The sequence below is a fragment of the Bacillus sp. DWP3-1 genome (assembly GCF_049896565.1).
Classification (GTDB): Bacteria; Bacillota; Bacilli; order Bacillales; family Bacillaceae; genus Bacillus.
Genome location: NZ_JAFCUN010000004.1, coordinates 368,427 through 392,683, shown reverse-complemented (window position 1 = coordinate 392,683; position 24,257 = coordinate 368,427). Strand labels below are relative to the sequence as shown.

At 41.1% G+C, this 24,257-nt stretch carries 31 protein-coding genes, 2 tRNA genes and 1 pseudogene; 13 read left to right on the top strand and 21 right to left on the bottom strand.

Features of this window, described 5'->3' with window-relative positions:
* Positions 1 to 129 precede the first annotated feature (129 nt).
* Both ACP7A0_RS11840 and ACP7A0_RS11835 read right to left on the bottom strand, forming a co-directional pair.
* A tRNA-Gly gene (locus ACP7A0_RS11840) sits at positions 130 to 203 on the bottom strand.
* Positions 204 to 214: 11 nt separating this feature from the next.
* Positions 215 to 291: transfer RNA gene (locus ACP7A0_RS11835), tRNA-Arg, on the bottom strand.
* 369 nt (positions 292 to 660) lie between these two features.
* Here ACP7A0_RS11835 and gltP point away from each other — a divergent pair.
* On the top strand, positions 661 to 1,911 hold the full coding sequence (gene gltP, locus ACP7A0_RS11830) for a glutamate-aspartate/proton symporter GltP (RefSeq protein ID WP_034666069.1): 1,251 nt from the start codon (positions 661 to 663) through the stop codon (positions 1,909 to 1,911).
* Between the two features lie 36 nt (positions 1,912 to 1,947).
* Here gltP and ACP7A0_RS11825 read toward each other — a convergent pair whose 3' ends face one another.
* Both ACP7A0_RS11825 and ACP7A0_RS11820 read right to left on the bottom strand, forming a co-directional pair.
* On the bottom strand, positions 1,948 to 2,967 hold the full coding sequence (locus ACP7A0_RS11825; protein ID WP_106039280.1) for a S66 family peptidase: 1,020 nt from the start codon (positions 2,965 to 2,967) through the stop codon (positions 1,948 to 1,950).
* Positions 2,968 to 3,047: 80 nt separating this feature from the next.
* Positions 3,048 to 3,923 carry a DMT family transporter gene (locus ACP7A0_RS11820; RefSeq protein WP_034665952.1) on the bottom strand — a complete coding sequence of 292 codons (876 nt, stop codon included), beginning with the start codon at positions 3,921 to 3,923 and terminating at the stop codon, positions 3,048 to 3,050.
* 296 nt (positions 3,924 to 4,219) lie between these two features.
* Here ACP7A0_RS11820 and ACP7A0_RS11815 point away from each other — a divergent pair, with 296 nt between their 5' ends.
* Positions 4,220 to 4,945 (top strand): AzlC family ABC transporter permease, encoded by a 726-nt coding sequence (locus ACP7A0_RS11815; protein WP_066031263.1) that lies wholly within the window; start codon positions 4,220 to 4,222, stop codon positions 4,943 to 4,945.
* Complete coding sequence (locus ACP7A0_RS11810; protein WP_106039281.1) at positions 4,942 to 5,262, top strand: AzlD domain-containing protein; 321 nt, start codon at positions 4,942 to 4,944, stop codon at positions 5,260 to 5,262. The genes ACP7A0_RS11815 and ACP7A0_RS11810 overlap by 4 nt, the downstream gene beginning before the upstream one ends.
* A gap of 94 nt (positions 5,263 to 5,356) precedes the next feature.
* Here the strand turns inward: ACP7A0_RS11810 and ACP7A0_RS11805 are convergent, their stop codons facing one another.
* Positions 5,357 to 5,542 (bottom strand): CsbD family protein, encoded by a 186-nt coding sequence (locus ACP7A0_RS11805; RefSeq protein ID WP_426005222.1) that lies wholly within the window; start codon positions 5,540 to 5,542, stop codon positions 5,357 to 5,359.
* Positions 5,543 to 5,694: 152 nt separating this feature from the next.
* Positions 5,695 to 6,684 carry an aldo/keto reductase family protein gene (locus ACP7A0_RS11800; RefSeq protein WP_060595627.1) on the bottom strand — a complete coding sequence of 330 codons (990 nt, stop codon included), beginning with the start codon at positions 6,682 to 6,684 and terminating at the stop codon, positions 5,695 to 5,697.
* Between the two features lie 203 nt (positions 6,685 to 6,887).
* Between ACP7A0_RS11800 and ACP7A0_RS11795 the strand changes: the two genes are divergently transcribed.
* Positions 6,888 to 7,781 carry a LysR substrate-binding domain-containing protein gene (locus ACP7A0_RS11795; protein ID WP_095286278.1) on the top strand — a complete coding sequence of 298 codons (894 nt, stop codon included), beginning with the start codon at positions 6,888 to 6,890 and terminating at the stop codon, positions 7,779 to 7,781.
* 127 nt (positions 7,782 to 7,908) lie between these two features.
* Complete coding sequence (locus tag ACP7A0_RS11790; RefSeq protein ID WP_034665977.1) at positions 7,909 to 8,460, top strand: GNAT family N-acetyltransferase; 552 nt, start codon at positions 7,909 to 7,911, stop codon at positions 8,458 to 8,460.
* 4 nt (positions 8,461 to 8,464) lie between these two features.
* Here the strand turns inward: ACP7A0_RS11790 and ACP7A0_RS11785 are convergent, their stop codons facing one another.
* Entirely contained in the window at positions 8,465 to 9,052 is a 588-nt protein-coding gene (locus tag ACP7A0_RS11785; RefSeq protein ID WP_060595624.1) for a LysE family transporter, read from the bottom strand.
* Between the two features lie 109 nt (positions 9,053 to 9,161).
* Between ACP7A0_RS11785 and ACP7A0_RS11780 the strand changes: the two genes are divergently transcribed.
* Positions 9,162 to 9,725 carry a helix-turn-helix domain-containing protein gene (locus tag ACP7A0_RS11780; protein WP_034665985.1) on the top strand — a complete coding sequence of 188 codons (564 nt, stop codon included), beginning with the start codon at positions 9,162 to 9,164 and terminating at the stop codon, positions 9,723 to 9,725.
* Between the two features lie 33 nt (positions 9,726 to 9,758).
* Here ACP7A0_RS11780 and ACP7A0_RS11775 read toward each other — a convergent pair whose 3' ends face one another.
* The 5 genes from ACP7A0_RS11775 to ACP7A0_RS11755 all read right to left on the bottom strand — a co-directional run bounded on the left by ACP7A0_RS11775 (position 9,759) and on the right by ACP7A0_RS11755 (position 13,204).
* Positions 9,759 to 10,052 carry a hypothetical protein gene (locus ACP7A0_RS11775; protein WP_034665989.1) on the bottom strand — a complete coding sequence of 98 codons (294 nt, stop codon included), beginning with the start codon at positions 10,050 to 10,052 and terminating at the stop codon, positions 9,759 to 9,761.
* Positions 10,053 to 10,401: 349 nt separating this feature from the next.
* Positions 10,402 to 11,454 (bottom strand): LLM class flavin-dependent oxidoreductase, encoded by a 1,053-nt coding sequence (locus ACP7A0_RS11770; protein WP_106031702.1) that lies wholly within the window; start codon positions 11,452 to 11,454, stop codon positions 10,402 to 10,404.
* Between the two features lie 17 nt (positions 11,455 to 11,471).
* The gene (locus ACP7A0_RS11765) at positions 11,472 to 12,095 is read right to left on the bottom strand and encodes a nitroreductase family protein (RefSeq protein WP_106039285.1); all 624 of its coding nucleotides are present in this window, start codon (positions 12,093 to 12,095) and stop codon (positions 11,472 to 11,474) included.
* A complete protein-coding gene (locus tag ACP7A0_RS11760; protein ID WP_106031700.1) occupies positions 12,079 to 12,552 on the bottom strand; it encodes a MarR family winged helix-turn-helix transcriptional regulator in 474 nt (157 codons plus the stop codon). The genes ACP7A0_RS11765 and ACP7A0_RS11760 overlap by 17 nt, the downstream gene beginning before the upstream one ends.
* A gap of 109 nt (positions 12,553 to 12,661) precedes the next feature.
* Positions 12,662 to 13,204 carry a dihydrofolate reductase family protein gene (locus tag ACP7A0_RS11755; protein ID WP_106043520.1) on the bottom strand — a complete coding sequence of 181 codons (543 nt, stop codon included), beginning with the start codon at positions 13,202 to 13,204 and terminating at the stop codon, positions 12,662 to 12,664.
* A gap of 192 nt (positions 13,205 to 13,396) precedes the next feature.
* Here ACP7A0_RS11755 and ACP7A0_RS11750 point away from each other — a divergent pair, with 192 nt between their 5' ends.
* Together ACP7A0_RS11750 and ACP7A0_RS11745 are read left to right on the top strand one after the other, a co-directional pair.
* Positions 13,397 to 13,792 carry a VOC family protein gene (locus ACP7A0_RS11750; RefSeq protein WP_034666005.1) on the top strand — a complete coding sequence of 132 codons (396 nt, stop codon included), beginning with the start codon at positions 13,397 to 13,399 and terminating at the stop codon, positions 13,790 to 13,792.
* Positions 13,789 to 14,328 carry a GNAT family N-acetyltransferase gene (locus ACP7A0_RS11745; RefSeq protein WP_034666010.1) on the top strand — a complete coding sequence of 180 codons (540 nt, stop codon included), beginning with the start codon at positions 13,789 to 13,791 and terminating at the stop codon, positions 14,326 to 14,328. Before ACP7A0_RS11750 ends, ACP7A0_RS11745 begins: the two co-directional genes overlap by 4 nt.
* On the opposite strand, the gene ACP7A0_RS11740 is transcribed toward ACP7A0_RS11745, so the two are convergent.
* The gene (locus tag ACP7A0_RS11740) at positions 14,325 to 14,594 is read right to left on the bottom strand and encodes a YesK-like family protein (protein ID WP_106037142.1); all 270 of its coding nucleotides are present in this window, start codon (positions 14,592 to 14,594) and stop codon (positions 14,325 to 14,327) included. The two genes, ACP7A0_RS11745 and ACP7A0_RS11740, sit on opposite strands and share 4 nt — an antisense overlap.
* Before the next feature lie 53 nt (positions 14,595 to 14,647).
* On the opposite strand from ACP7A0_RS11740, the gene ACP7A0_RS11735 reads away from it, so the two are divergent.
* Entirely contained in the window at positions 14,648 to 15,121 is a 474-nt protein-coding gene (locus tag ACP7A0_RS11735) for a GNAT family N-acetyltransferase (RefSeq protein ID WP_034666017.1), read from the top strand.
* On the opposite strand, the gene ACP7A0_RS11730 is transcribed toward ACP7A0_RS11735, so the two are convergent.
* Entirely contained in the window at positions 15,116 to 15,352 is a 237-nt protein-coding gene (locus ACP7A0_RS11730; RefSeq protein ID WP_426005216.1) for a GNAT family N-acetyltransferase, read from the bottom strand. The genes ACP7A0_RS11735 and ACP7A0_RS11730 overlap by 6 nt on opposite strands.
* Entirely contained in the window at positions 15,247 to 15,903 is a 657-nt protein-coding gene (locus tag ACP7A0_RS11725; RefSeq protein ID WP_426005214.1) for a GNAT family N-acetyltransferase, read from the bottom strand. The genes ACP7A0_RS11730 and ACP7A0_RS11725 overlap by 106 nt, the downstream gene beginning before the upstream one ends.
* 1 nt (position 15,904) lies before the next feature.
* Here ACP7A0_RS11725 and ACP7A0_RS11720 point away from each other — a divergent pair, with 1 nt between their 5' ends.
* Complete coding sequence (locus ACP7A0_RS11720) at positions 15,905 to 16,231, top strand: hypothetical protein (protein WP_426005212.1); 327 nt, start codon at positions 15,905 to 15,907, stop codon at positions 16,229 to 16,231.
* A 32-nt stretch (positions 16,232 to 16,263) separates the two neighbouring features.
* Here the strand turns inward: ACP7A0_RS11720 and ACP7A0_RS11715 are convergent, their stop codons facing one another.
* Positions 16,264 to 17,463: an MFS transporter gene (locus tag ACP7A0_RS11715; protein ID WP_060595617.1), complete on the bottom strand. Its 1,200-nt coding sequence runs from the start codon at positions 17,461 to 17,463 to the stop codon at positions 16,264 to 16,266.
* Positions 17,464 to 17,494: 31 nt separating this feature from the next.
* Positions 17,495 to 18,100 carry a TetR/AcrR family transcriptional regulator gene (locus tag ACP7A0_RS11710; protein ID WP_060595616.1) on the bottom strand — a complete coding sequence of 202 codons (606 nt, stop codon included), beginning with the start codon at positions 18,098 to 18,100 and terminating at the stop codon, positions 17,495 to 17,497.
* 239 nt (positions 18,101 to 18,339) lie between these two features.
* On the opposite strand from ACP7A0_RS11710, the gene ACP7A0_RS11705 reads away from it, so the two are divergent.
* Both ACP7A0_RS11705 and ACP7A0_RS11700 read left to right on the top strand, forming a co-directional pair.
* Positions 18,340 to 18,792, top strand: coding sequence for a MarR family winged helix-turn-helix transcriptional regulator (locus ACP7A0_RS11705; protein ID WP_060595615.1), 453 nt, complete (start codon positions 18,340 to 18,342; stop codon positions 18,790 to 18,792).
* Between the two features lie 56 nt (positions 18,793 to 18,848).
* Positions 18,849 to 19,748 carry an alpha/beta fold hydrolase gene (locus ACP7A0_RS11700; RefSeq protein ID WP_426005209.1) on the top strand — a complete coding sequence of 300 codons (900 nt, stop codon included), beginning with the start codon at positions 18,849 to 18,851 and terminating at the stop codon, positions 19,746 to 19,748.
* 33 nt (positions 19,749 to 19,781) lie between these two features.
* Here the strand turns inward: ACP7A0_RS11700 and ACP7A0_RS11695 are convergent, their stop codons facing one another.
* Positions 19,782 to 20,930: a type II asparaginase gene (locus ACP7A0_RS11695; protein WP_106037139.1), complete on the bottom strand. Its 1,149-nt coding sequence runs from the start codon at positions 20,928 to 20,930 to the stop codon at positions 19,782 to 19,784.
* A gap of 449 nt (positions 20,931 to 21,379) precedes the next feature.
* Here ACP7A0_RS11695 and ACP7A0_RS11690 point away from each other — a divergent pair, with 449 nt between their 5' ends.
* Positions 21,380 to 21,577: a hypothetical protein gene (locus tag ACP7A0_RS11690; RefSeq protein WP_248114758.1), complete on the top strand. Its 198-nt coding sequence runs from the start codon at positions 21,380 to 21,382 to the stop codon at positions 21,575 to 21,577.
* Here ACP7A0_RS11690 and ACP7A0_RS11685 read toward each other — a convergent pair.
* The 3 genes and pseudogenes from ACP7A0_RS11685 to ACP7A0_RS11675 form a co-directional block, all read right to left on the bottom strand.
* Positions 21,574 to 22,584 carry an alpha/beta hydrolase family protein gene (locus ACP7A0_RS11685; RefSeq protein WP_106039288.1) on the bottom strand — a complete coding sequence of 337 codons (1,011 nt, stop codon included), beginning with the start codon at positions 22,582 to 22,584 and terminating at the stop codon, positions 21,574 to 21,576. The two genes, ACP7A0_RS11690 and ACP7A0_RS11685, sit on opposite strands and share 4 nt — an antisense overlap.
* Positions 22,581 to 23,345: a MerR family transcriptional regulator gene (locus tag ACP7A0_RS11680; protein WP_164847192.1), complete on the bottom strand. Its 765-nt coding sequence runs from the start codon at positions 23,343 to 23,345 to the stop codon at positions 22,581 to 22,583. Before ACP7A0_RS11680 ends, ACP7A0_RS11685 begins: the two co-directional genes overlap by 4 nt.
* 105 nt (positions 23,346 to 23,450) lie before the next feature.
* Positions 23,451 to 24,212, bottom strand: a pseudogene (locus ACP7A0_RS11675) (SDR family NAD(P)-dependent oxidoreductase).
* Between the last annotated feature and the right edge of the window lie 45 nt (positions 24,213 to 24,257).

Here is a 24,257-nt window from a genome sequence, read left to right as displayed (position 1 = left end):
ACAAAACCGAAGTTTTGTTTTTCGCCAGTTTGACTGACTACCTATGATGTTTCATAGGATTTTTTTATAAAAACTCGAATTAACAGGTACGTTTTGTCTTGTTTAGTTTTCAAAGATCACGTTTCAAAATGGAGCGGGTGATGAGAATCGAACTCACGACATCAGCTTGGAAGGCTGAGGTTTTACCACTAAACTACACCCGCGTGATTTGTATTGGCGCGCCCGAGAGGAGTCGAACCCCTAACCTTTTGATCCGTAGTCAAACGCTCTATCCAATTGAGCTACGGGCGCTTAATCAGGCGACTTAATTATCTTAACATATCGTTTTTATCAAGTCAACATCTTTTTAAAATTTGTTTGTCGCATGTGTTTGAATGTCTTTGTTTCAAATACGTTATCAGCGACGAATAAAAATATACCATGGATCACATAAATGGGTCAATACATTTTTCTAAAAAAGTTTCATATTTTTTAAGAAGGGGTTTTTTCTTAGATAAATAGAGATGCAATAGCCCTATTTTCTTCTCTTTCTTCATAATTCTAATGATTCTTAAATAAAATCTTTCTAAATCCAAAGGAGGACAAAACATGGTCACATAGAATTTTTATTTATTGGAAAATTCTTAATATTTTCCAAGCATTTAAAGGAGGTAGGAGATGATGAAAAAGTTCGTCGCTTTTCAAATCATGATCGCTTTGGTGATAGGAGCTCTTATCGGCCATTTCTTTCCTGACTTCGGGATGGCACTGCGGCCAATTGGAGATGGATTCATCAGATTGATTAAAATGATCGTTGTTCCTATCGTTTTCTCTACCATTGTTATTGGTGCAGCTGGCAGTGGCGGTATGAAGAAAATGGGCAGCCTAGGATTAAAGACGATCATTTGGTTTGAGGTCATCACAACCATCGTTCTAGGAATTGGTCTATTGCTGGCTAATGTTCTAAAGCCTGGCGTTGGCCTTGATTTCTCTAAATTAGCTAAGAAAGATATTGGTGAATTAGATGGCTATACGCAGAAAGTCGTCGACTTTAAACAAATGGTACTCGATATCATTCCAACGAATATCGTCGATGTCATGGCTCAGAATGATTTACTTGCTGTCATTTTCTTCGCCATATTATTTGGTGTAGCCGCAAGCGGCATCGGTAAAGCATCCGCTCCTGTTCTCACCTTCTTTGAATCAGTGGCACAAATTATGTTTAAGCTAACGCAGATGGTCATGGTGACAGCACCTATTGGAGTTCTTGCATTAATGGCTGCTTCCGTTGGCCAATATGGCATTGTTTTATTAATCCCAATGATGAAGCTTGTCGGGACTGTATTTTTAGGATTATTCATTATTCTCTTTGCTTTGTTCCCTCTGGTCGCACTGATCTTCCGTTTTAACTACTTCGAAGTTTTAAAAATGATTTGGGATTTGTTCTTAGTTGCCTTCTCTACTACAAGTACAGAAACTGTCCTTCCTCAGCTTATGTCACGAATGGAGAAATACGGGTGTCCAAAAAGAATCGTTTCCTTTGTCATTCCATCTGGTCTTTCTCTCAATTGTGATGGATCAAGTTTATATTTATCGGTTTCCTGTGTGTTTCTTGCACAAGCGTTTGGTGTCGACATGAGTTTGTCACAGCAGCTTTTGATGATGCTTGTTCTTGTGTTAACAAGTAAAGGGATTGCAGCAGTGCCATCCGGTTCACTCGTCGTTCTTTTGGCAACCGCCCATGCAGTAGGTCTTCCAGCAGAAGGCGTCGCCATTATCGCCGGTGTTGATCGAATTATGGATATGGCACGAACAGGTGTGAATGTTCCAGGGCATGCCGTTGCATGTATTGTCGTATCGAAATGGGAAAAAGTATTCCGTGAGTCCGCATGGGAAGTTCCAAAAGCAGGTGAGGAAACAAAAGGGATGTAATGTTATATGAAGGAAAGGGGTTCCCCTTTCCTTTTCTTATAATAAAAATGCTTGCTTTAGGACCGCTTTGCCTTGAGGTTGCAGCTGCACTTCTGCATATGCGCCATTAATCAGCGTCATTTGTGGCGGGACATGCCCACAATCTATATCGTAGAAAATGGGGATTTGTAATTCCTTTTGTAATTCTTCATATACATCCCGATAATGATACCCTTCTACAGGCACATCAACTGCACTTCGCCCAAACATGATACCTGAACAGTGGTCAAACCACCCGGCTAGTTTTAATTGAACAAGTGATCTCTTCATGCTGGTAGCATTTAATGCGCAGTTTTCGAAGTACCAGAGAATCGGTTCACCTTTTATGAATGTTTCCTGAAAAGCTTTAACGTCTCCAAAAGGTGTCCCCGCTAAGTGACGTATGATATCAATGCAGCCTCCCATCAGTCTCCCCTTCACCGCCATCTCCTGCGGATGAACCGTGCGCCATCTTGTAGGCTCTGTTAAATGAAAGACATGTTGACTCGGGGTGTCATGCTGCCATTCCTTTTGATACTTATATGAAGAAAACTGAGTAATGTCCATCTCCTCTTCTGTGGAAAGCACTTTTTCCCACATAGCAGTCGTTTGATCAGACTCTTCCCCTCGTAAATCCACTAAGTTTGGGCCATGTGCTGTAGCAATGCCTGTTTTTAATGTAAATGCCAGCAAGAATGCACTCGTATCTGAGTAACCAAGAATCCACTTTTTGTGCATCGTTGAGAAATCAAGGTGCTCTAGCACTTCCATAAGAAGCTCTCCTCCCCATGGCGGGATGATGTGGTCAATCTCTTCGCACGTCATCATATACTGAAGCTCGTTTGCTCGTTCTATGGCAGGCGCTGATTTTGCCTTTTCCTGGTGCCATACCGTCTCTCCACATGTGACATCATAGCCTCTTTTTTTCATTCGTTCGCATGAGAGCTGAAACATGTCATGCAAAGATGGCTGTACACCTGAGGAAGGTGCTGTGACACCAATCGTTTGTCCTTTTTGTAAATGCGGAAATTGTATCATCCTGTTTCCCCCATCCTCTCTCAATCTCTCAAACCTACCCATTTTAAAGAAAATGCCCCTTTTACAAGGGACATCTCCTCTTATTCCTTTTGACGCAGCACAGTATAGACCCCTGCAAATATACATAGAATGCCAATGAATGAGCGTAATCCCATTTCTTCTCCCAAAAGCAGCCAGCCAAGAATGGCACCTACGATCGGTTGAAAGAAAAAGAATAGACCTCCGCTTGAGGCATCCATCAATTGAAGCCCTCTATTCCACAAAAAGAATGCTAAAGCTGTTGAAATGATGCCTAGATAAAGAATACCGCCCCAAATCTCTGGCCTTGCCATCTGCTCCACATCTAGGTGAGGTAAACGAAATAATACTGGCGGTGTTAAAACAATGAATGCAATGATGATCGCATATGTGGTTGTCACCACCTGAGGGTATTTTCCTGGAACTCGTTTTAGCAAAACAGACATAAGCGCCCATGTTAAAGCAGCGATGACCAATGAAAGACCGCCAACAAATTCATCTGTTTGCACTGCGACTGGTCCAATCATGAGCAATACACCTGCTGTAGCAAGCAGGATGGATGCGCACTTTCGAACAGTCATGGCTTCTTTTAATAGAAAGAACGCAAACAGCACCATAAACGCAGGTGTTGCAGATGTGATAACGGCCCCCATTTGTGCAGACGTATACATCGTCCCGATTTCTTGGGTCACGATTGAAAGAAAATTTCCGATCAGCCCAATCACCACTATAAGTGGGATATCTTTTTTATCTAATCGAAAGGAATAGCCCAAGCGCCAAATGGTGAACACCAAAACGACTCCTGCTACAGCATATCTCATCCAAACGAGCTCAAGTGGCGGAACAACCGCTACTGTTACTTTGACAACAACGTACATGCCGCCCCAAATACTTGCAGCGATTGCTAGGTAAAGGGCGCCTATATATTTTTCATTCATCTTTTTCCCTCCGTTACTGGATATTTTGATGACCATATCCACAAACGGAGATCACTCTCCGTTATGGACGGAGGGCATTTGGAACATCATGTTCAAACAAAGGCTTCCATAGCATTGCCGTCACTCCAATTATTTTTATTTTCTGATACTTTATAACAAATTCTGGTTGACTTCAATCCTTTTTTGTCACCTTTTTTCTTCATATAATAGAAGATAAGCGGCTATTGACATGCTGAATTCGTTTTCATATAGTAAGTAAAACTATAGGTGGTCACGCAGAAAAGGAGTAGAGGTCGTTGGATATTGAAGCTAGAAAACACATTCCCAGCACGGAGCATGAACCATTTCTCGAGGGAATAAAAGATTGTGTGCCAACCCTGCTTGGTTATATGAGTATTGGGTTTGCCTTCGGAATTGTTGGAATTAGCGCACAGTTGAGCTTATGGGACATTGCGCTTCTATCAATCTTTATTTATGCAGGTGCTTCACAGTTTATTATCTGTGCACTGCTTGTCACTGGAAGTCCCCTTTCCGCTATTATTCTCACTACATTTATTGTGAATCTGCGTCATTTATTGCTCAGCCTGACGCTGGCTCCTCATTTTACACGCTACTCTGTGAAACAAAACATTGGATTCGGTCTATTGCTGACTGATGAATCCTTTGGCGTAGCCATGAATAAATTAGCTCAGCATGGCAAGCTGAATAATCGGTGGATGCATGGGCTGAACATAACGGCTTATTTGTGCTGGATTGCTGCCTGTATACTTGGCGGCATTTTTGGACACTGGATTTCAAATCCTGAAGCCCTTGGTCTTGATTTTGCCCTTTCCGCTATGTTTGCTGCGCTGTTGGTTCTTTCTTTGCAAACTGTGCCTAAAAGTAAGTTAACCCATCGCCTGTCACTTGTTTTGTATATGGTCGTTGCAATGTTTGTTCTGCTTCATTTTGTTCCCTCACACGTGGCTGTTCTGTTAGCCACCATGATTGTCGCAACCATTGGGGTGGTGACAGATAAATGATCAGCAGTTTTATGATATGGCTGATTCTCGGCTGTATGATTGTAACCGTCATTCCAAGGGTCGTTCCCTTTTTATTTGTACGAAGTATCGAGCTGCCTGAAGTGGTGCTTAAGTGGTTATCGTTTATTCCCATTTGTATCTTTACAGCTTTGATTGCAGAGCATCTGTTCATTCATACCACAACAGGCGTCACCATTCACTGGATGTACTTTGCTGTCTTAGTTCCGACCGTACTGATCGCTATTTGGACAAAAAGCTTGTCACTTACTGTTCTTGTAGGCGTCATGCTGATGGGAACTGCTAGATGGTTTTTCTAAAAGAAAAAGCTTAACCGCATGTGGTTAAGCTTTTTTCTTATCAGGAATTCATCATCAGGGCATGCCTTAGATGGTTTATGTAGCTTTCTGAAAGCTACTCGTTTAGTTTATTCTTCACATCCCCTTTTTTATCTTGAAGCTTTCCTTTGGCTTGATCCTTTTTCCCTTCTGCTTTCAGATTTTGATGATCTGTTGCTTCGCCAAGCTTTTCTTTCACTTGACCTTTGGCTTGATTTGTTTTTCCTTTCGCTTTATCCATATGTCCTTTTTCTTCACTCATTTGTTCCACCTCCACGTTTGATACTATTCATTTAGCCTTTTTGAGAAATACAAAACATCTGAGTGTGCGATCCAAGAAACTACAGCAACATGAAAATCCAGCCAAGGTCGGCTGGATTAAAAATAATGATCTATAAGATAGACTTAAAAGCTTTAACCTGTTTTACTCTGATCGTATTCAACCAGATCACCTAGAATTTCGTCAATCTGATTCATCATCTCAGTTTCAATTTTCACCTCAGATGCTAAAGCATTCTCCCTCACCTGTTCTGGACTAGAAGCACCAATAATTGCTGCAGAAACGTTCTGGTTTTGCAGTACCCATGCTATCGCAAGCTGAGCGAGAGTAAGATCAACCTCTTGTGCGACGGGCTTAAGCTTTTGGATCGCCTCTAAGGTGTTATTATTCATCCAGCGTTGAGCAAGGTTTTTAAAAAAAGGTTTTCCAGCAGATGAGTTAGCACGCGAATTAGTCGGAAGTGATTTTCCTGGGAGATACTTTCCAGTAAGGATCCCCTGCGCCAAAGGCGACCATACTACCTGGCCAAGTCCTTCACGCTGGCAGGTCGGTATTACATCACTTTCAATGATTCTCCATAACATGGAGTATTGAGGTTGGCTGGCGATAAGGGGGACATTTAGTTCTCGTGCAAGCGCTGCCCCTCGAGTAATTTGTTCTGCTGTCCACTCACTTACACCAATATAGTTCACTTTACCCTGTCTTACTAGATCTGCGAAAGCTAACATCGTTTCTTCCAGAGGTGTAGTTGGATCAAACCTGTGTGCATAGTAAATATCAATATAATCCGTTTGTAAACGTCGCAAAGAGGCATTACAGTTTTCCAAAATATGCTTGCGTGATAATCCTCTATCGTTTTTCCCAGTACCAGTTGGATGACATACTTTTGTACAAAGTTCAATACTCTCCCGCCGGATCCCTTTTAAAGACCTGCCTAGTATCTCTTCAGCCTTGGTGTCTGAATAAACATCAGCAGTATCAAACGTCGTAATACCAACATCAAGAGCAGCTTTCACACAATCATGGGCAGTTTCTTCATTTATCTTACCACCATGATTAATCCAGTTTCCGTAAGCAAGTTTACTAATTGTTAATCCACTAGATCCAAGTTTACTATATTCCATAACAATGCCCTCCTTTTGAAAGAATACTTTCATTATAAAAAGAGGACGTTAATATGTATAATATATATATTCAGATAAATATATATATATTTTATATAATTAAAAATATTTCCATTAAAAAAGCGCAAAACTGTTTAATAACAATCCTTCGTAATCATTTTACACAATAAGCAAGTATGAAATTTATAGGGGGGGCATAAAAAATGGATCTGAGACAAATACGTTATTTTATCATGGTTGCTGAAGAACTAAATTTTAGCCGGGCAGCTGAACGTCTTAAAATGGCACAGCCTCCATTAAGTCAAGAAATTCGTAAATTAGAAGAAGAGTTAGGTGTTACGCTTTTTCATAGAACGAAAAGACAGGTTAAACTTTCAGATTCTGGGAGAGTATTTTTAGAAGAAGCCCGCCGTACGCTTCTTCAAGTAGATAGAACGATTAAAGCAACACAACTTGCAGATGACGGAAGGATCGGTCAGTTAACGATCGGTTTCGTAGATTCTACTGATATTGTGATCGATATTATTAAAAGGTTTCGAGAAAATTTCCCTAACATCCATCTTGTCTTATGTGAAATGGCTACAGAACAGCAGTTAAAAGCACTATATAAGAAAGAAATTCAAATAGGATTTATTCGTTCTAACCAAAATAATAAGATACTTACCTCAGAAATTTGTTGTGAGGAATCATTAAGCTTGGTTTTGCCAGAAAATCATCCTTTAGCTTCATTTCCCAAAGTTCCAATTCATTTATTAGCCAATGAACCATTTATCATGTTTCCACGTCATCTAGGTCCAGCATTTTATGATTTAATTATCAGCTACTTTTGGGAAAATAGCATAAGTTTAAACGTAGTTCAGGAAGCTATTCAAATGCATACGATTGTTAATTTAGTTGCTGCAGGAATGGGAATCTCTGTGGTTCCATCCTCAGTAGAAAGCGTAAAACGCGCAGGGGTTGTTTATAGAAAAATCCAAGAAACTACACCAAAAGTAAATTTATATGTTTCATGGAGACAAGATGATACATCAACCGTCGCTGACCACTTTTTAACAGTTGTGAGAGAAGCTTATTTAAGTTCTCAGTCTAAATCATGAAGATCCAGCCAGGGTCAGCTGGATTAAAAAATACTTATCTATAAGACAGACTTAAAAGCTTTAACCTGCTATGTACACGTTTCAGGTATGATAGACATAATGGAAAGAAAGGTTGGTGCTCTGTTCAATGATCATCTCTGAAAACTTATTCACCGTTCGTGACTTGACCTATCGTATTCGTTCTGCTGCAATTGGCGATGCCAAGCAGTTATCAGCTCTCAGACTGAAAATTGATGGTGAAACAGAATATTTAGACCGTGAACCAGGCGAAGCCTTTCTTCATGAAAAAGATTTTGAGGTTTTGATTCAAGAGGATGCCAAACAAAGCAGGCATTTATTTTTGGTCGCTGATATTGAAGGAGAGATTGTCGGTTTCTCTAGATGTGAGGGACATTCACTCAAGCGCTCTGCTCACAAAGTGACATTTGGCATCGCCATACAAAAGGATGCCTGGGGCTATCACATTGGCAAAGAGCTTTTAGCCGCTTCTATTGACTGGGCTGATCAGCAAGGCATCCAGAAGATGTCACTTCACGTGCTGGAAACCAACCAAAAAGCCATTCGGTTATATGAGCGCCATGGCTTTCTGATTGAAGGGGTATTAAAAAATGATAAACGGCTGGCAGATGGACTTTATTACAATACTGTTGTGATGGGCAGGCAGAGGCCAAGCTTCTGACTACTTACATCACATAGCCCCATACCATTGAAATCGCACTGTATATCAGAAGCAGCCCCATGACAAACTGGAACGGTTTTTCGTAAGCAGTCAAAAAGCGCTTATATAAAGAGCCAAATAGGCTCCAGCTGAATGTACCGAGAAAGCCAATAAGTGCGAGAATCAATGTCCATATCACATACTGCATATTAGATTGTCCATATGGCAAAACAAAGGTTGAAATCACGGTCAACCCATACAAGATCGCTTTTGGGTTGATAAATTGCAGCATCATACCAGGAACAAAATGATTGTAGCGGTCAAGGGTTTCGTCATCCCCGCCTTTACTTTTCATGATTTTGACAGCTAAATAAATCATGTATGCGGCTCCGATGAACGCCATGACCCAGCCTATTTTCGGCATCACTTGATAAAGAATGATATTAAAGAAGCAACTCAAACACAAAATGACGAGAAATCCGATACCCACACCTAAACAAAATCGAAATGTTTGCTTGACCCCATACTTATTCGTAAAGACCATGGCCATGATGTTGTTTGGCCCCGGGGTAAAGCTGCTCACAAAAGCATAGATCAACATAGAAAGAATCAAGTTGCCGCCTCCCTCGTGCGTTATTAAGACTTTAATTACTTTATTACGTATGTTACGTTTTATTGTAACGTTTGGTCTTTATAAAGTAAATAGAGAAAGGAGTTTTTTCATGGAAGATGTACAATCGATTATTTCTAAAAATGTGAGGCTTCTTAGAGATCAAAAAAAATTAAGCCTAGAAAAGATGGCAGAATTAACTGGTGTCAGTAAAACCATGATTGGACAAATTGAAAGAGGAGAATCAACCCCTACCATCACGACTTTGTGGAAAATCGCCAACGGATTAAAGGTGTCTTTTAGTGAGCTCATTTACGCACCACAGCCTGAAATCAAGGTGGTACGCAAGGAAGATGCACAGATTTTAACGGAAGATGACGGGAGATATCGCGTGTATACGACTTTTCCCTTTGATGACCGGGGAAAATTTGAAGTGTACCGAGTAGAAATTGATCCTGGCGGGTCGCTGCATGCGAATGAACATATTGGCGGAACAGAGGAATTGATCACTGTTTTTGAGGGAGCGCTTGATATATCCATTGGTGATGAGCAATACAGCTTAAAGGCCGGCGACTCCATTCGTTTTAAAGCGGACCGTTCGCATGCATATAAACAAACCGGAGAACAAATGGTACGGCTGCAAATGATTCTTTATTATCCTCATGAAAAAAGCTGACAGGCTTGTCCACCTGTCAGCTTTGCGTTTTATTTAATTAAATCCCGGATCACGTACAACCGTTCCAGTAAATGTGACTCTGTATTTTCCTAATCCTAATTCTTCAATAGAGGTTTGTTTTAAAATACCGACCCAGCCATCCTTTGCATAGACAATACTTTCTGGGATGTTCGAGGTCGTATACGTTCTTGTTTCTGAGACAGTTCGACTCGCCTGAACGGTTATTTCACTTTTTGTTTGCTCCTTTGCTTCCACTGGAGCAGCTGTGACCCCGGCACCTGTTAAGACAATTGCTCCAACCAAAACTGAAGACATGACCTTTTTCATAAAAAAAATCCCTCCCTTTTTTTGTTGAACATATTAACCATACCATAATTTAGTCCTTTTATAAGTTATTTTTTCATTTTTTTGAAAATTATGATATGATTGTCTTATGTTGGATAGAGAGTGTTCTATACTTCTATGCTTTTATCCTCATCTCATTCCGTCAAACAATTGTGAACGGAGGTGATTTCATGAAAAAATGGCTCATCTGTTTTCAACTTGTTTTCCTCTTCACCTTGACGACCACACCACTTGCTTCTGCTGCTTCATGTCCTACAGTGAAACCTTGTGTTATTGATCCTTAAGCATCAAAAAGGTCGATCAAGTGCATAGGCTTGATCGACCTTTTTCGTTATGCTTGCTCTGCTTCCCAGCGGGCAATCTCTTCTCTTACTTTAGGAGCGACTTCTTTTCCAAATAACTCAATGGCTTTTAATACTTGATCATGCGGCATGGAACCAACCGGTACATGAAGCATAAAACGCGTGATTCCTACATTTTTTCTAAGGTGAATCACTTTCTCTGCCACTGCATCTGGATCTCCTACATACAGGGCGCCTTCTAACGTTCTCGCTGCATCAAATGTAGAACGAGTATATGGACCCCAGCCTCGCTCTCTTGCTAATGTGTTCATCACATGCTGTGTGGAAGGGAAGAATTGGTCTGCTGCAAGATCTGTTTCTTCCGCAACAAATCCATGCGAATGTGACGCTACGGTTAATTTCTCTGGGTCATGTCCAGCGTGCACTGCCGCTTGCTTGTACAGCTGTACAAGCGGTGCGAACTGTCTAGGACTCCCGCCAATGATAGCAAGTACTAGCGGCAGCCCCAATAATCCAGCACGTACAACAGATTCACGGTTTCCCCCACTGCCGATCCAAATTGGAAGCGGATCTTGAACGGGTCTTGGATATACCCCAACATCTTGAATAGATGGGCGATGCTTTCCGCTCCATTTGACACGCTCGGACTGCTGTAATTTGAGCAGCAAATCAAGCTTTTCTTCAAATAATTCTTCATAATCATTCAGGTCATAGCCAAAGAGCGGGAATGATTCAATAAATGAACCACGGCCTGCCATGATCTCTGCACGCCCGTTGGATAGTCCATCTAATGTTGCAAAATCCTGAAAGACACGAACAGGATCTGCTGATGAAAGGACTGTCACTGCACTTGTCAGACGGATATTCTTTGTCTGTGTTGCCGCAGCCGCTAAGACGACAGCAGGATTCGATGCAGCGAAATCTTGTCGATGATGCTCACCTACTCCAAATACATCAAGGCCGACTTGATCTGCTAAAATAATTTCTTCGACTACTTCTCGAATACGCTGTGCGTGACTGACTGTTTTTCCTGTTTGAAAATCAGGTGTTGTTTCTACAAATGTACTAATTCCTAGTTCCATGAATGGAACCCCCTATCTTATAAGTATGTTACGAATTCAGAGACTGGTTTTCTGTAGCCTCTCGCTTGTCTGCTCTCTACTTTTTCTTTTCCGAGTGTGATCATTAATACAGGAACCAAATCCGACTCGATATTTAACACCTTTTTCATGACATCAGGGTCAAAACCGATCATTGGGCACGTGTCCCATCCCTTGTTTTTGGCGGCGAGCATAAACAGCATCGCAGATAATGAAGCATTGCGGATCGCCTCTTCTTTCTGAAAATCCGCTCCTCTCTGTTCATAAAAGCTCATCGTCTCTCTGACCATTTCTTCGTATTGCTGCGTGTTTAAAATGCCAAGCATTTTCAGACCTTCATAGATGTTCCCCGCTTGCTGATAAGCATTTGGGTCTCCAAGTACAATAATTGCTGCTGAGGCGGAATGCACTTTATATTGTCCAAATGCAGCTTCTCTTACTTGTTCTTTGAGACCTTCTGTTTGGACGACGACATATTGTGTGTGCTGTAAGTTAAAAGCAGATGGTGCCATTTTGACCTCTTCAAAAATGCTGTTAAGCTCTTCTCTCGAAATCGAGATATTTGGCAAAAAGTTTGATGCGGATCGTCTTTCACGTACCAATGTATCAAAGCTGAGTGTCATCTTGTTTCCCCTTTTCGTGAAGTTGTTTTGCACCTAAACCGATTTTTTTTAGTAATTCAATGAGCCGTTCTTTTTCTTCTTTTTCAATAAAGGATAGATTTTGCGAAATGACAGCAGTGTGTTTAGGAAAAATGTCGTCAAACAATTGCTTTCCTTTTTCCGTCAGCAATACATGAAATACACGTTTATCAGAGGGTGCACATTGCCTTTTCACCAGCTCTTGTTTTTCTAGTTTGTTCACGACATATGTCATGCTTCCACTTGGGATTGACAGGATGTCGCTGATTTTTTGGACAGGATGCGGCCCCTTACTATAGAGCAATTCAAGGATCTGAAAGTTTTCAAATCCGATATCATAACGTTCAATGTCTGTTTGGATATTTGTAAAAAGAGCTTGATAGGCTTTCATCCACACGCGGAATAGCCTTAAGTCTAATTCATATTCATGCTGCACCATGGCAACTACTCCTTTTTTCAAGAAATCCTAAAACTAGGATAAATTTATCCTAACACTAGGATATTTTATTGTCAACGAGTTTGTTTCATAAAAAAAAGACCACCTCAGGTCAGTGATCCTCTTCTTTTAAGACAAAATGCATTTCAGCTATCTGCTTGTATTGTCGTACTTCTTTTAATGAAAACCTGGATTCCATATCCGCTGGGGAAAACAGAGGAATGCCTCTCCCAATCATGACAGGTGCGATTTGAAGGTAAAGCTCATCAACCAATCCTGCTTTTATGAAAGACTGAAGCAGTTCCCCGCCGCCGACAATCCAGATATGCTGACCTGGTACATCTTTTAATTTTTTCACAAATGATAAGATATCTTCTCGAATGATATGAGTTCCTTTCAGACTGTCTTGTAAAGTACGTGACATGATATAACAAGTCTTTCCTTCATACGGAAACTCATCTGGTGACAGCTGAAGAACCTGTTCATATGTATTGCGCCCCATGATCAGCGTATCAACTGACGCATAAAAGTCATCATAGCTCGTTTCTTCCTCGCCCTCTGTCCCTATTAGCCAATCGAGCCGGTGATCCTCTCTCGCTAAATAGCCATCGATACTCATCGCCCCATAAAAAAGCAGCTTCCTTTTCTGACTCAATCCCATCACTCCTTACCCTAAATAAGAACATATATTCTATCCTCATTGTATCAGAAAGGAAAGACAAAGGATACAAGGGTTTGCCATCTTCCATTTTCATGTCTTCAACACCGTGATTCAATAAGGTATCCTCTTCAGGTAATGATATAATAAAGTCAGTTCAATCAATGATCATACTTGGAGGAGAGACTGATGATACGACGACTTGATCATATCGTGTTGACTGTACAACATATGGAGGACACCATTCGCTTTTATACAAACGTATTAGGAATGAAGGAAGAAACCTTTGGAGAAGGCCGTAAAGCGCTTCGTTTTGGTTTACAGAAGATCAACCTTCATGAAGCTGGTCATGAATTTGAGCGGGCAGCGGCTCACCCACTTCCTGGCTCTAGTGATTTGTGCTTTATCACCGATTTAGATATGGATAGTCTGCTGCTGCACCTTCGCAAGCAAGTGGTTCCTATTGAAGAAGGGCCAGTCAGGCGCACAGGTACATTAGGTCCGATTGAATCTGTTTATATCCGTGATCCTGATCTGAATTTAATTGAAATTTCTCGATATATAGAGGAGGGTGATCCGTCATGACCCGCTTATTTTTGAGACCGATCGAAGAGCAGGATTATCCTGGTATTCAAAGAGGATGCCAGCATGCAGAAACTCTTTATATGACTGGCACACGCAAAACGTTCACACTAGAAGAGATTCGTTCAGCCTATACCCGATTTTTACAAGATGACAGCAGACGAGATTTCGCCATTTGTCTGCTAGACACGAAAGAAATGATTGGGGATGCGGCGATTGTGGACATTGATCCAATTAATCATACGGCAAGCTTCCGCATTGCGCTTCATGGACCAGAACATTTCCAAAAGGGCTATGGTACAGAAGCTGTCCGGATGGTTCAAGCATTCGCCTTTGATACATTAGAACTCAATCGTCTTGAGCTCGAAGTCTTTTCCCATAATCCAAGAGCCTTCAGAAGCTATGAGAAAGCCGGATTTCAATATGAAGGGAAAAGACGCCAAGCACTCTATTTCAATGGAACCTACTCAGATGTGATCATCATGGGCATCCTTCGTGAAGAATACAATCAGATGAACAGTGGAGATGCCCCCGCTTAAGAAGGGTCATCTTTTTTAAAAAATTGAATCGCTGTGACGATGGTCAAACAAATCATGGAAGAGAGAACGATAGAGACGCTTGATATACTAAGCGCCATGCCTTCCCATCTGCCAATGAAGAAACTGGATATCAATAAAACCAATCCAAATAGAATGAAGCATATAGGGAGGATTAGCCCCGCATGACGGTGTCTGCGTCTTTTCCCTGCCCACCATGAGAGACACAATACAACGATTGTAAAAATAGCGGTTTGCAGCCAAAACATGTTGTTTCAACTCCCATTCTCTTTTTTATCTTATAACAATGGAGGTACTTCCAATGAACATTAGACCCATTGAGCAAAAAGACAATCCGTATATCGCAGCGATTATCCGCCAGTCACTAGAATCGGCGAATTTGGCGATTGAAGGAACCGCCTACACTGATCCCCACCTTGACCAGCTTTTCGAATACTATCAATCATTGACTCATGCAGCCTATTGGATTGCTGAAGAGAATGGTGACATTGTAGGCGGCGTAGGCATTGCTCCATTTACAAACGACATCTGTGAATTACAAAAGCTTTATTTAAGTCCAAAGGCACAAGGAAAAGGTGCGGGCAAAAAACTGATGGATACGGCGCTGCAATATGCCTCTACATACTACGAAGCATGTTATTTAGAAACCCGCCAGGAATTAACTGCAGCCACCGGCCTTTATCAGCGATATGGCTTTTCTCTTCTCTCTGAACCGATTGATGGCTCTGAGCATTCTGCGATGGATGCTTGGTATCTCAAAACCTTCTCATCATGAGCCATAAAACACTCGATAGGTTTTTGTCCGCTGAAAGCCTAGCTTCTCTGCCAGTTTGATCGAAGCTAGGTGATGGACATCGCAATCCCAATGCGGTGTCCTCTTATTTTCAAGACAGCTCCTGATCATCTGCTGACCTGCCAGCTGCGCCAAACCTTTCCCCCGGCAAGCTTCTTCTGTCCAAATATCGATCTCCACACGATCTTCACTTGAAAAAAAATGGAGACACATTCACTCACCACGTTCTCTCCATCTAAGATGGCAACTCCGATTCCTTTTGATAGAAAGCGCGCCGCTCTCCCCCAATAGGCTTCGTAATAGCTAGGAGGAAAAGCCCTGCTTGCATTGATCACCTGTTCATTTGTCCGCTCTACTCTATAGCCCGGATGAGGCACATGGACATAAGAATGTGCCTGCGGAAAAACGTACGCATGTCTTTCCATCTCATTTAGATGTGAACCAAGACATTTTTTCATCATCACATCTGTTGATTGATTCGCTGAAAATACGGTAAACCGGCCGTTTTGTCTTCTCTGTCTTTCGTAAACATCCACAATGAAGGCCAAGCAGCGTGACAGCTCCGCTTCTCTCTTGCCTGCAACATAATAAATGCCGCATGCAGCTTCAAGAAAAAAAACAAGAGGGTGCTCTACATCATCTACATAAAGATGCCCTTGTATGAAACCATCCATGACCGCATCTACAAACACTGGATATGCCGGGTCGATCTGGCGAATTCCTTCTTTCATCGATGGTGACCTTTGCTTCTCCAAGAGATGCACAGTGCTCCCTCCTTTCACGAACATGTTCTTTCCTTCCATTATAAATAAAAAGCTGCGCGCATGGAGTGACTCTTTTTACCCTTTACCGTGGAACTACTTTACCATCCCTGCACCTGTCAACATTCTCATCTCCACCGCCATCAATTTAGCCTTTCAATTAGGGGCGGCCGCGTTATATTCGACTGCTTTACTGCAATTGATTATGCCTTATTTCAACGGCATTGCCTTTCTGACACTGACTGGTCATATCATCGCCTTTCTGTTTTACAAAAAGCATCAAAATCAAAAAATGGCACAGGCATTGAATCGTCTGAAGCCACAGTCATAAAAAAAGAGACCTCAATAAAGGTCTCTTGTCTGTTATTCTGCCGCAGGCTCTTCTGCCTTCCCCTTCCAAATAAGGGTTAAGCCTAATCCGAGAAATAAGACAACACCTGCGAATAGAAATGGGAAATGTATATTTTGATCGAATAAAATGCCGCCAAGTGCTGGGCCGAAAATCGTACCTAGGCTTGTGTAGGTGGAGTTCATCCCTGCGACAAATCCTTGCTGGTTTCCAGCGATTTTGGATAAGAAGGTCGTTAATGCTGGTCGCAATAAATCAAACGCAAGGAAAATGACACATGTGACAATCAGTACAACCAAAAAGCCTGAAACGACTGTCGAAACGAAAGCAAGGACCGCACCGACAATCAGGCATAGCTGAATGACTCTTTTCTCCCCTAGGGCATTAACCAGTTTACCAAACACAAGTACTTGGATGATGACCGCCACAATCGAGCTGACGGTAATGATGACGGCAATATCTTTTGGTCCAAATCCAAACTTATGATTTGTAAACAAGCTAAAGACTGTTTCATACGCAGATAGTCCAAAAGCGAGGACAAACACAATGATAAAGGCGATGAGATAGCTTGGATGAATCGATTTTTTCAAATCTTTAAAGAAAGTAGATTCCTTCACTTGACCCATTTGTTTCGCTCGCTCTTCTTTTGTTAATGGCTCCTTCAGCATAAACATAGACGAAATGACGGCAATAAACGCAATCCCTGCTGCAAAGAAGAATGGCAGGCGTACGCCATATTCTGCGATAAATCCGCCAATGCCCGGGCCAATAATAAAACCGGTACTAATGGCCGCTGACACATAGCCCATTGCCTTTGATCTTTCTTGAACGGTCGTGATATCTGCGACATAAGCAGTGACAGCCGGCATGATAAATGCCGCACTAATGCCGCCTAGCAGCCTTGCAAAATACAGCACATACACGTGTGTCCCAAGACCGAAGACGAGTTCTGATAACGCAAATAGAAACAGTCCTGACACAATCATAATCTTTCTTCCGTAGCGGTCTACCCATCTCCCTGCAATAGGTGAAGCAATGAGCTGAGCCACGGCAAACGCCGCCACAAGGTATCCCATCGTACTCCCTGTTAGATGCATTACATTCATGAATAGCGGCATGACAGGAATGATGAGACCGATGCCTAAAAACGCAATAAATATATTACTTAATAAAATAACGAGTACAGCTTTTTGCTCACGAATCGGTTTTTGCATGATGTTTGTTTCTCCTTTACTGACTCACTTGTTACTCATGATGGTTGATTCCGTGAATAAACAATGAGATCGCCTCTTTTTGTAACTCTTTCTTCTGTTGGATGGTGTCACTTTTATATAACACGTCTAATCCGTAAAAAACGGAAAGTAATATTTTCACTTTTGACTCCACATGCTGAATTGACCAGCTGCCATCTTCGTTTCCTTCAAGTAAGATGTCTCTCATCACATCATCAAAATCGGCATCAATCTTGTTCAGCCGTTCCATGACCTCGTCTGATGTAAAGGCACTTGCACAGAATTCCTCACTCGCTCTCATTAATGGGTAGTTAATCCCCATTTGACTGAGCAGCTCTGCAAATCCGGCGAGCTTATCAATGGCCCGGTGCATCGTTTGTTTCTCCTGATGCCACGTCTCCATCATCAAACGGTGATCCTCTTCCATGATATGAAGGAACAAGAACTCTTTTCCTTTAAAATGGTGATAGAGATTGCCTTTACTAACCTCAGCAGCCTCTAGAATATCCCGCACGGATGTTTCTGAATATCCTTTTTTCGCAAATAAATCACGAGAAGCGGTGACGATTTTTTGCTTCGTCTTCTCGCTCTTTCCAGCCCCGCTTTGTGTACTTGTCATCTTTCACAATCCCTTCTACCTTGCTTTTCTTTGCAAGGACAAATCAAAACCGACCAGTTGGTTTATTTTTTTATTATAAATGGATCTTTTTCAAAATACAATGAAAAAGTCATCGAATTCATAAGGAGTGAATCATGTGAAAACAAACAATACGGTCATTTATGCCCTCTCATCATTTAATAATTCTTAATATTTAACTTCACTTAACAATAAGGATTGCCTATAATAGAATAGAGGTGATGTCATTGGATGAGGAAATCATTCATTACGGTAAAAAAATCATTGAATACTCAAATGCACTAGGCTCTATCTATGTAGAAGAGTATCAACGATTTTTAAAACATGAGTATGCAGATTTATCAGCCAAACAAGAGCTGACACTTGAATTATTACGGACAAAAACGAGAACAATCAACGAACTAGCTGATTACTTTTCAATTTCGGCAAGTGCCGCTAGCCAGCTTGTATCAAAGCTTGAGCAGCTTGGCTATGTCAAACGAGAAATTAATCCACATAACCGAAGAGAAATCATTGTTGATTTTGCTCAAAAGGGTCATGACTATCACAAGAATACGGAAGAAATTCAATTGCACCTTATTCAAAAATACTATGCAAGGCTTCCAAAAGAAGATTTAAAAACATTATTATCTCTATACGAAAAAATCTATCAGATTGCGAAAGAAGCGCCTTAATTCGGTGTTTCTCTCATCAACATTTAAGCTAGATAAACTATTAAGGGGATGAAAATATGGGTAGGATTCATTTACAAGATGGGCGTCATATTGGTTTGTGTGAATACGGTGATCTTGAAGGATTTCCAGTATTCTTTTTTCACGGAACTCCTGGATCAAGAGTCATGTTTTTAGATGATGACCCAATCTCTAAAGAGCTCGGTGTTCGCCTCATCTGTCTAGACAGACCTGGATTTGGTTTATCTACCCTTCAACCTGACCGTACGATTTTAGACTGGGCAAAAGACGTGCTGGAAGTAGCAGATCATTTAGGCATTCACTATTTTTCAGTGATGGGTGTATCTGGAGGCGGCGCATTCGCTGCTGGCTGTGCCTACCAATTGCCGAGTCGAGTCCTTTCAGCCGCTTTGATCTCAAGTACAACTCCTTTTCAGGACGGAAAACCGCCTAAAAGTATGCTGAAAGAGAACAAATTGGCTTTTTTCCTCAGTAAGAAGTTCCCTTGGCTATTGAAAGCAAGCTATCGTTCCCAGAAAAAAATGATTGAGAAAAAACCAGAGAAATTTAAGAAGCTGGCCAAAAATGGGAACAAACATTTACATCCATGGGACCGTCAATTCCTTCAAACCGATGAGCAGCTCGAGATGATGATGACGCATTTACACGAAGCCACTCGTCAATCGGTGGATGAATGTATTCATGAACCATATTTGCTCTCGCAGCCATGGGCATTCGATATGAAAGATATACAAATCCCTGTTGATGTATGGCATGGAAAAGAGGATACGATGGCTCCATTTGTAGAAATAGAAAAAATGGCTCCAACGATTCCAAACGTCAAAACCTATTATATAGATCAAGCGGGACATTTTCTTACAGATGTAGACGATATATGGCGAGATATTTTACTCTCTTTAAAAACACGTGCTGAAAAGTATCATCAGGAACATGCATAAAAAAAGACCCGAAGCTTCGGGTCCCTTTCTTCATTAATATTTTTCATAATATGTCTGTACTTTATCTGGATCTTTTGTCTTCGTTAGAGCGAGCATAAGCAGAATGCGTGCTTTTTGTGGATTTAATGAATCCGATGACACAAAGTGATGTTCATCATCCATTTTTTCGTGGGTCACAATCCCATTTCCCGCACGGCTTGATCTCACGAGGACCACATCTTTCTTCACTGCATCTGTTGCCCCTTTGATGGCTTCTGTTGACATCGTTCCATTTCCTGCTGCGGCAACGACAATGCCTTTCGCTCCTGCTTTTACTGCTGCATCATACATGTATTTATGATCATTTTGATAGCCGTATAAAATATCAACTTGCGGTAATTCTTTTATTTTTGATACATCAAATTCACTTTCAGTCGTATGTTTTCTTGTTGATTCGTTATAGAAGGAAACCACTTCACCAGCAATTTCTCCAATGTAGCCATGCTCAAGAGACTTGAAGGAATCGGTTGTGGTCGTGTTTGTCTTTGAAATAAATCGAGCTGATGCAATTCGGTCATTTAACGTGACCATGACACCTTTGCCCTTTGCTTCTTTTATAGAGGCAATTTTGACAGCATGATACAAGTTCAGCGGACCATCCGCACTGATAGCAGACGCTGGTCTCATTGATCCAACGACCACAACTGGCTTATCACTTTTGACAACCAGATGTAGAAAGTAAGCTGTTTCTTCAAGTGTGTCTGTTCCATGCGTGATGACTATGCCATCCACCTGATCATCATTTAAGAGTTGATTCACTCGTTTGGCTAATTTTAAAAGAAGGGCATTATCAACATTTTCACTGCCAACATTCGCTACCTGTTCACCGGTAACGTTTGCAATATCCTTTAGCTGAGGAACTGAAGCAATGACTTTATCGATGCCAAGTGAACCGGATTTATATCCTGTCGTATCTGTATCACTGTCCGAACTGCCAGCAATCGTCCCGCCTGTCGCTAATACCTTAATATTAGATAAGGACTTATTCCCTGTTTCTACGGCTGTCGTTTTGTCCTTTGATTGATTAGTTGCGCTTTCTTTTTCGCTTTGATTTTTCTCTTGGGTACTTGTATTGGCACAAGCTGCTGTCGACAGTAATAAAACAGAAAGAAGGACAGCACCTAACCATTTTGTTACGTTCATTCGATCATCTCTCTTCTTAAATGTGATGGATTCAAAGCTAGATCTCTTTCTATAGGGTTTACTTTATACCATTCCTTCATTCATCGGCATGAGGCGAAAGATACAGAACCAAATAAAGGAAAAATGGTCATTATCACAATCATTTATTTACATCTAAATACCTAACTTTACTTTTAAAAGAGGAGATATTGAGGTTGTTCAATCAATAAAAGTAAACAATACTAGATCATCAATTTATGATAAAATATAGTAAATTTTACAAAAAAGGAGTATACGTATTGCAAATGCTTCAATCATTTCACAAAATCCTAATAACACTATTCCTTAGTTCGATTTTACTCAGTCTGTTCGTATGCTTCTATCCACCGATTCAGGGAGAGCCTGCGTTCCTGGTATTTTACATTCCCATCTTTTTTGTTTATTATTTCGTTTTTGCGGTTCCTTTGCAGTTGTTGTTTTCTTTGCAGCCAAAGGCTTTCCATCCTCTTTATTTAGCCGCTTATTTACTGATTGCAATGGTTGTCATGCTTTTTGTCATTGATGGTATTGGGAGCTCGGCATCTGTGCCTATCGTCATCATGAGCAGTCTCATCTACTGGATCTTTGATTCTTTGTTTTATCAAAGAACGCATGAAAAAAACACCTAATGCAAAGGTGTTTTTAGCTGCTCTAGTATGTTTTCACAGTGATCCAAGTACGCTTGGCTAAGCAGGAAGTCTTTCGGTGCGGCGATCGCTGCTAATGTGACCAGGGTATTTGAATGATGAATGAGCGGATTCAGCATTGAATGCTCTACGCCTCTAATTGTTTGAACATGCAACCATTTAGGTGCTACTTCTTTTTCGTAGATCCTTTTTGTTTCAGCAGAATCTACATTTCGGTCATTCTGCGCCAAAACCAAATAGGTCGGTGATTGGATGCACTTGATATCTGAAGTGGCATCGGCTTTCATGTTCTTTTGAATGAATTCAAATCGATCTTTTGTCATCTCTTGATCGTCCGTTTTCTTTTGATATGTGCGAAATGCTGCGCCTTCTACTAATAATTTGTTTTGCTCATCTTCTTTTTTGAGTGTTTTTTGAATTTGTTCTTTAGATGCATCCGCTTCTTTTAATGTTTGAAGTGTATAGTACCTTCCCTGTCTCATCCAATTGACAGCAGGCCCGACAAGAATGGAGGCTGTGATATCTGTTCGATCAGCCATTACTTTTGGGATCACCCAGCCTGCTTGGCTTGCTCCCCATAAGATGATTTGTTTTGATTGAAGATCAGGCTCTTTTTTCGCCCATTTGATCACATTGTCTACTTCTTTTGCACGATCCTCCATGGATTGATGGAGCCAGTTTCCTTCTGATTGACCCACCCCGGGCTTATCCCATGATATAGATGCATAGCCTTGCTTTGCAAAGCGTTCCATTAAGGGTCTGTATCCTCCGTCATATGTGGCATTTTGAGGACCATCTCCGTGTATAAAAAGCACAACTCCTTTGATTGGCGCTTTCTTAGGCGTGGTCACGATACCTGATAATGTCCCATTTTCAGTCTCCATGACGACTTCCTTTTCATTCATAGCAAAGCTGTTTTCATAAACTACAAATGCTGCGATGAAAATGAGTACTGCTGCTGCGATGATCAGCCAAATCCTTTTTTTCATCTTCTATTCCCCGCTCCTTGTTCAACTGTGTACACCATTGAATTTTGGTACGTGACAGAGACTGGTACATTCTCATATAAGATGATAGAAGAAGGTTGTGCACTCTCTTGTGTAAAAGGTACTTCATGTAGAAAAGCCTCAATTTCTTCAATGACCTTCTCTTCATCTCCAGCTAAAAAGCTTTTGACCGCGTAAGAACCTGCATCCAGTCTCACATCATAATCACGTTCATTTGATACATAATAAGAAATTGTTGTGTCATCTTGCAGATTGATCACATAATATCTCTCCTCAAAAAGAGACAGATCCAGCTCCTTTTGATGAACGATTTGTTTAAAGTCCAGCTCTGTTTCACCCTTTAGAAGATGATGCGGGATCTGTTTTAAATACCGAATTGGCCGATCTTGGATGGTTGTTTTATTAAGCTGAAGGCTGTTTTGAATCGACAGCATATGCTCCAGACGCTGTTTCACTTCGCTTAGTTCCTGTATTTGCTTCTCGACCTGATCCAGCATTTCTTGGTAGGACAGAGTGATACTTTGTTCATTCGAAAAGGTCTCGCTTATATCTTTTAAAGAGAAGCCCGCCTTTTTTAAGAAAAGGATTTGATAAAGGGTGTAAATCTCTTTTTCATCAAATAATTGGTATCCATTTTGAGCAACCTTCGCAGGGCGTACGAGATCCTGTTCTATATAATGACGAAGCGTATACTTTGTGATGTTTAGTAGCTTACATACTTCTCCACTTGTTACATACGTCACTAGATTCCCTCCTTTTGTACACATTCTAAACCATGTGGTTACCACACAGTCAATCATGCCATAAAAAAATCACCGAGGAAATCTGCCCTCAGTGATGTGTCATTTCTATTTCATACTTGGACCAGCATGTGTAAAAATCGGGTCTTTCAATTCAAAGTCGAATGTCCTGCCGTCAACAATACCGACTGTTTTTTCATGATCATAAAGCTCGAGCAGACAAGCTGCCATTTCTTTTGATGTATGATATTTCTTGATATTGCCTTCATATTCAAATTGGTCTACATCTAATGAACGCTTTGCAAATTCTGATTCTGTCGCGGAAGGCGCTAATACTTTTGCCTGTAAGTTAGCTCCTTTTTCTTTCAACTCTAGTGCAGTCCTTCTGTAAAGGCACTCACGTAAAACTTCGTGGCTGAATAGGTGACGGCATTGCCGACGACTGTATAGCCCGCTCTTGAAGAAATGTTGATCAGCTGAGCCCCTTCTACTTGCTCATAATCACGAACAAATAAAGTGGATAAAATCGTTAAGGCTTCGATATTCAGATGAAGCATATCCCCAATTTTACTTACGTCCTGTTCTCCTATTGAACCGAAATGGCCAAACCCTGCATTATTAATGAAGGTGTCAAGCTCATATTCAGCCAACGATTCATAAAATGAATACACTTGCTCCATGTCGGTTAAATCGACAGACTGTATGTTTACTTTGATCTCGGGATATTGATCAAGAATCTCTTTCTTCAGTTCGTGGAGTTTCTCGAGCCGGCGTGCAGCTAAAATAAGGTTTTTGCCTCGTGCTGCAAAGGCTAGCGCCGCCTCATACCCCAATACCTGAACTTGCTCCTGTAATGACTGTATAGCTCAATTATATCCCCCTATTAACGTCTTCTAACTGGTTAAATTATAACGA

What these genes read in the sequence shown, in the direction of transcription:
- gltP (WP_034666069.1), top strand. Translation starts at nt 661, where the DNA reads ATGAAAAAGTTCGTCGCTTTTCAAATCATGATCGCTTTGGTGATAGGA.
- ACP7A0_RS11825 (WP_106039280.1), bottom strand. Translation starts at nt 2,967, where the DNA reads ATGATACAATTTCCGCATTTACAAAAAGGACAAACGATTGGTGTCACA.
- ACP7A0_RS11820 (WP_034665952.1), bottom strand. Translation starts at nt 3,923, where the DNA reads ATGAATGAAAAATATATAGGCGCCCTTTACCTAGCAATCGCTGCAAGT.
- ACP7A0_RS11810 (WP_106039281.1), top strand. Translation starts at nt 4,942, where the DNA reads ATGATCAGCAGTTTTATGATATGGCTGATTCTCGGCTGTATGATTGTA.
- ACP7A0_RS11805 (WP_426005222.1), bottom strand. Translation starts at nt 5,542, where the DNA reads ATGAGTGAAGAAAAAGGACATATGGATAAAGCGAAAGGAAAAACAAAT.
- ACP7A0_RS11800 (WP_060595627.1), bottom strand. Translation starts at nt 6,684, where the DNA reads ATGGAATATAGTAAACTTGGATCTAGTGGATTAACAATTAGTAAACTT.
- ACP7A0_RS11795 (WP_095286278.1), top strand. Translation starts at nt 6,888, where the DNA reads ATGGATCTGAGACAAATACGTTATTTTATCATGGTTGCTGAAGAACTA.
- ACP7A0_RS11790 (WP_034665977.1), top strand. Translation starts at nt 7,909, where the DNA reads ATGATCATCTCTGAAAACTTATTCACCGTTCGTGACTTGACCTATCGT.
- ACP7A0_RS11780 (WP_034665985.1), top strand. Translation starts at nt 9,162, where the DNA reads ATGGAAGATGTACAATCGATTATTTCTAAAAATGTGAGGCTTCTTAGA.
- ACP7A0_RS11775 (WP_034665989.1), bottom strand. Translation starts at nt 10,052, where the DNA reads ATGAAAAAGGTCATGTCTTCAGTTTTGGTTGGAGCAATTGTCTTAACA.
- ACP7A0_RS11770 (WP_106031702.1), bottom strand. Translation starts at nt 11,454, where the DNA reads ATGGAACTAGGAATTAGTACATTTGTAGAAACAACACCTGATTTTCAA.
- ACP7A0_RS11765 (WP_106039285.1), bottom strand. Translation starts at nt 12,095, where the DNA reads ATGACACTCAGCTTTGATACATTGGTACGTGAAAGACGATCCGCATCA.
- ACP7A0_RS11760 (WP_106031700.1), bottom strand. Translation starts at nt 12,552, where the DNA reads ATGGTGCAGCATGAATATGAATTAGACTTAAGGCTATTCCGCGTGTGG.
- ACP7A0_RS11750 (WP_034666005.1), top strand. Translation starts at nt 13,397, where the DNA reads ATGATACGACGACTTGATCATATCGTGTTGACTGTACAACATATGGAG.
- ACP7A0_RS11745 (WP_034666010.1), top strand. Translation starts at nt 13,789, where the DNA reads ATGACCCGCTTATTTTTGAGACCGATCGAAGAGCAGGATTATCCTGGT.
- ACP7A0_RS11740 (WP_106037142.1), bottom strand. Translation starts at nt 14,594, where the DNA reads ATGTTTTGGCTGCAAACCGCTATTTTTACAATCGTTGTATTGTGTCTC.
- ACP7A0_RS11735 (WP_034666017.1), top strand. Translation starts at nt 14,648, where the DNA reads ATGAACATTAGACCCATTGAGCAAAAAGACAATCCGTATATCGCAGCG.
- ACP7A0_RS11730 (WP_426005216.1), bottom strand. Translation starts at nt 15,352, where the DNA reads ATGTGTCTCCATTTTTTTTCAAGTGAAGATCGTGTGGAGATCGATATT.
- ACP7A0_RS11715 (WP_060595617.1), bottom strand. Translation starts at nt 17,463, where the DNA reads ATGCAAAAACCGATTCGTGAGCAAAAAGCTGTACTCGTTATTTTATTA.
- ACP7A0_RS11710 (WP_060595616.1), bottom strand. Translation starts at nt 18,100, where the DNA reads ATGACAAGTACACAAAGCGGGGCTGGAAAGAGCGAGAAGACGAAGCAA.
- ACP7A0_RS11705 (WP_060595615.1), top strand. Translation starts at nt 18,340, where the DNA reads ATGTCATTGGATGAGGAAATCATTCATTACGGTAAAAAAATCATTGAA.
- ACP7A0_RS11700 (WP_426005209.1), top strand. Translation starts at nt 18,849, where the DNA reads ATGGGTAGGATTCATTTACAAGATGGGCGTCATATTGGTTTGTGTGAA.
- ACP7A0_RS11695 (WP_106037139.1), bottom strand. Translation starts at nt 20,930, where the DNA reads ATGAACGTAACAAAATGGTTAGGTGCTGTCCTTCTTTCTGTTTTATTA.
- ACP7A0_RS11685 (WP_106039288.1), bottom strand. Translation starts at nt 22,584, where the DNA reads ATGAAAAAAAGGATTTGGCTGATCATCGCAGCAGCAGTACTCATTTTC.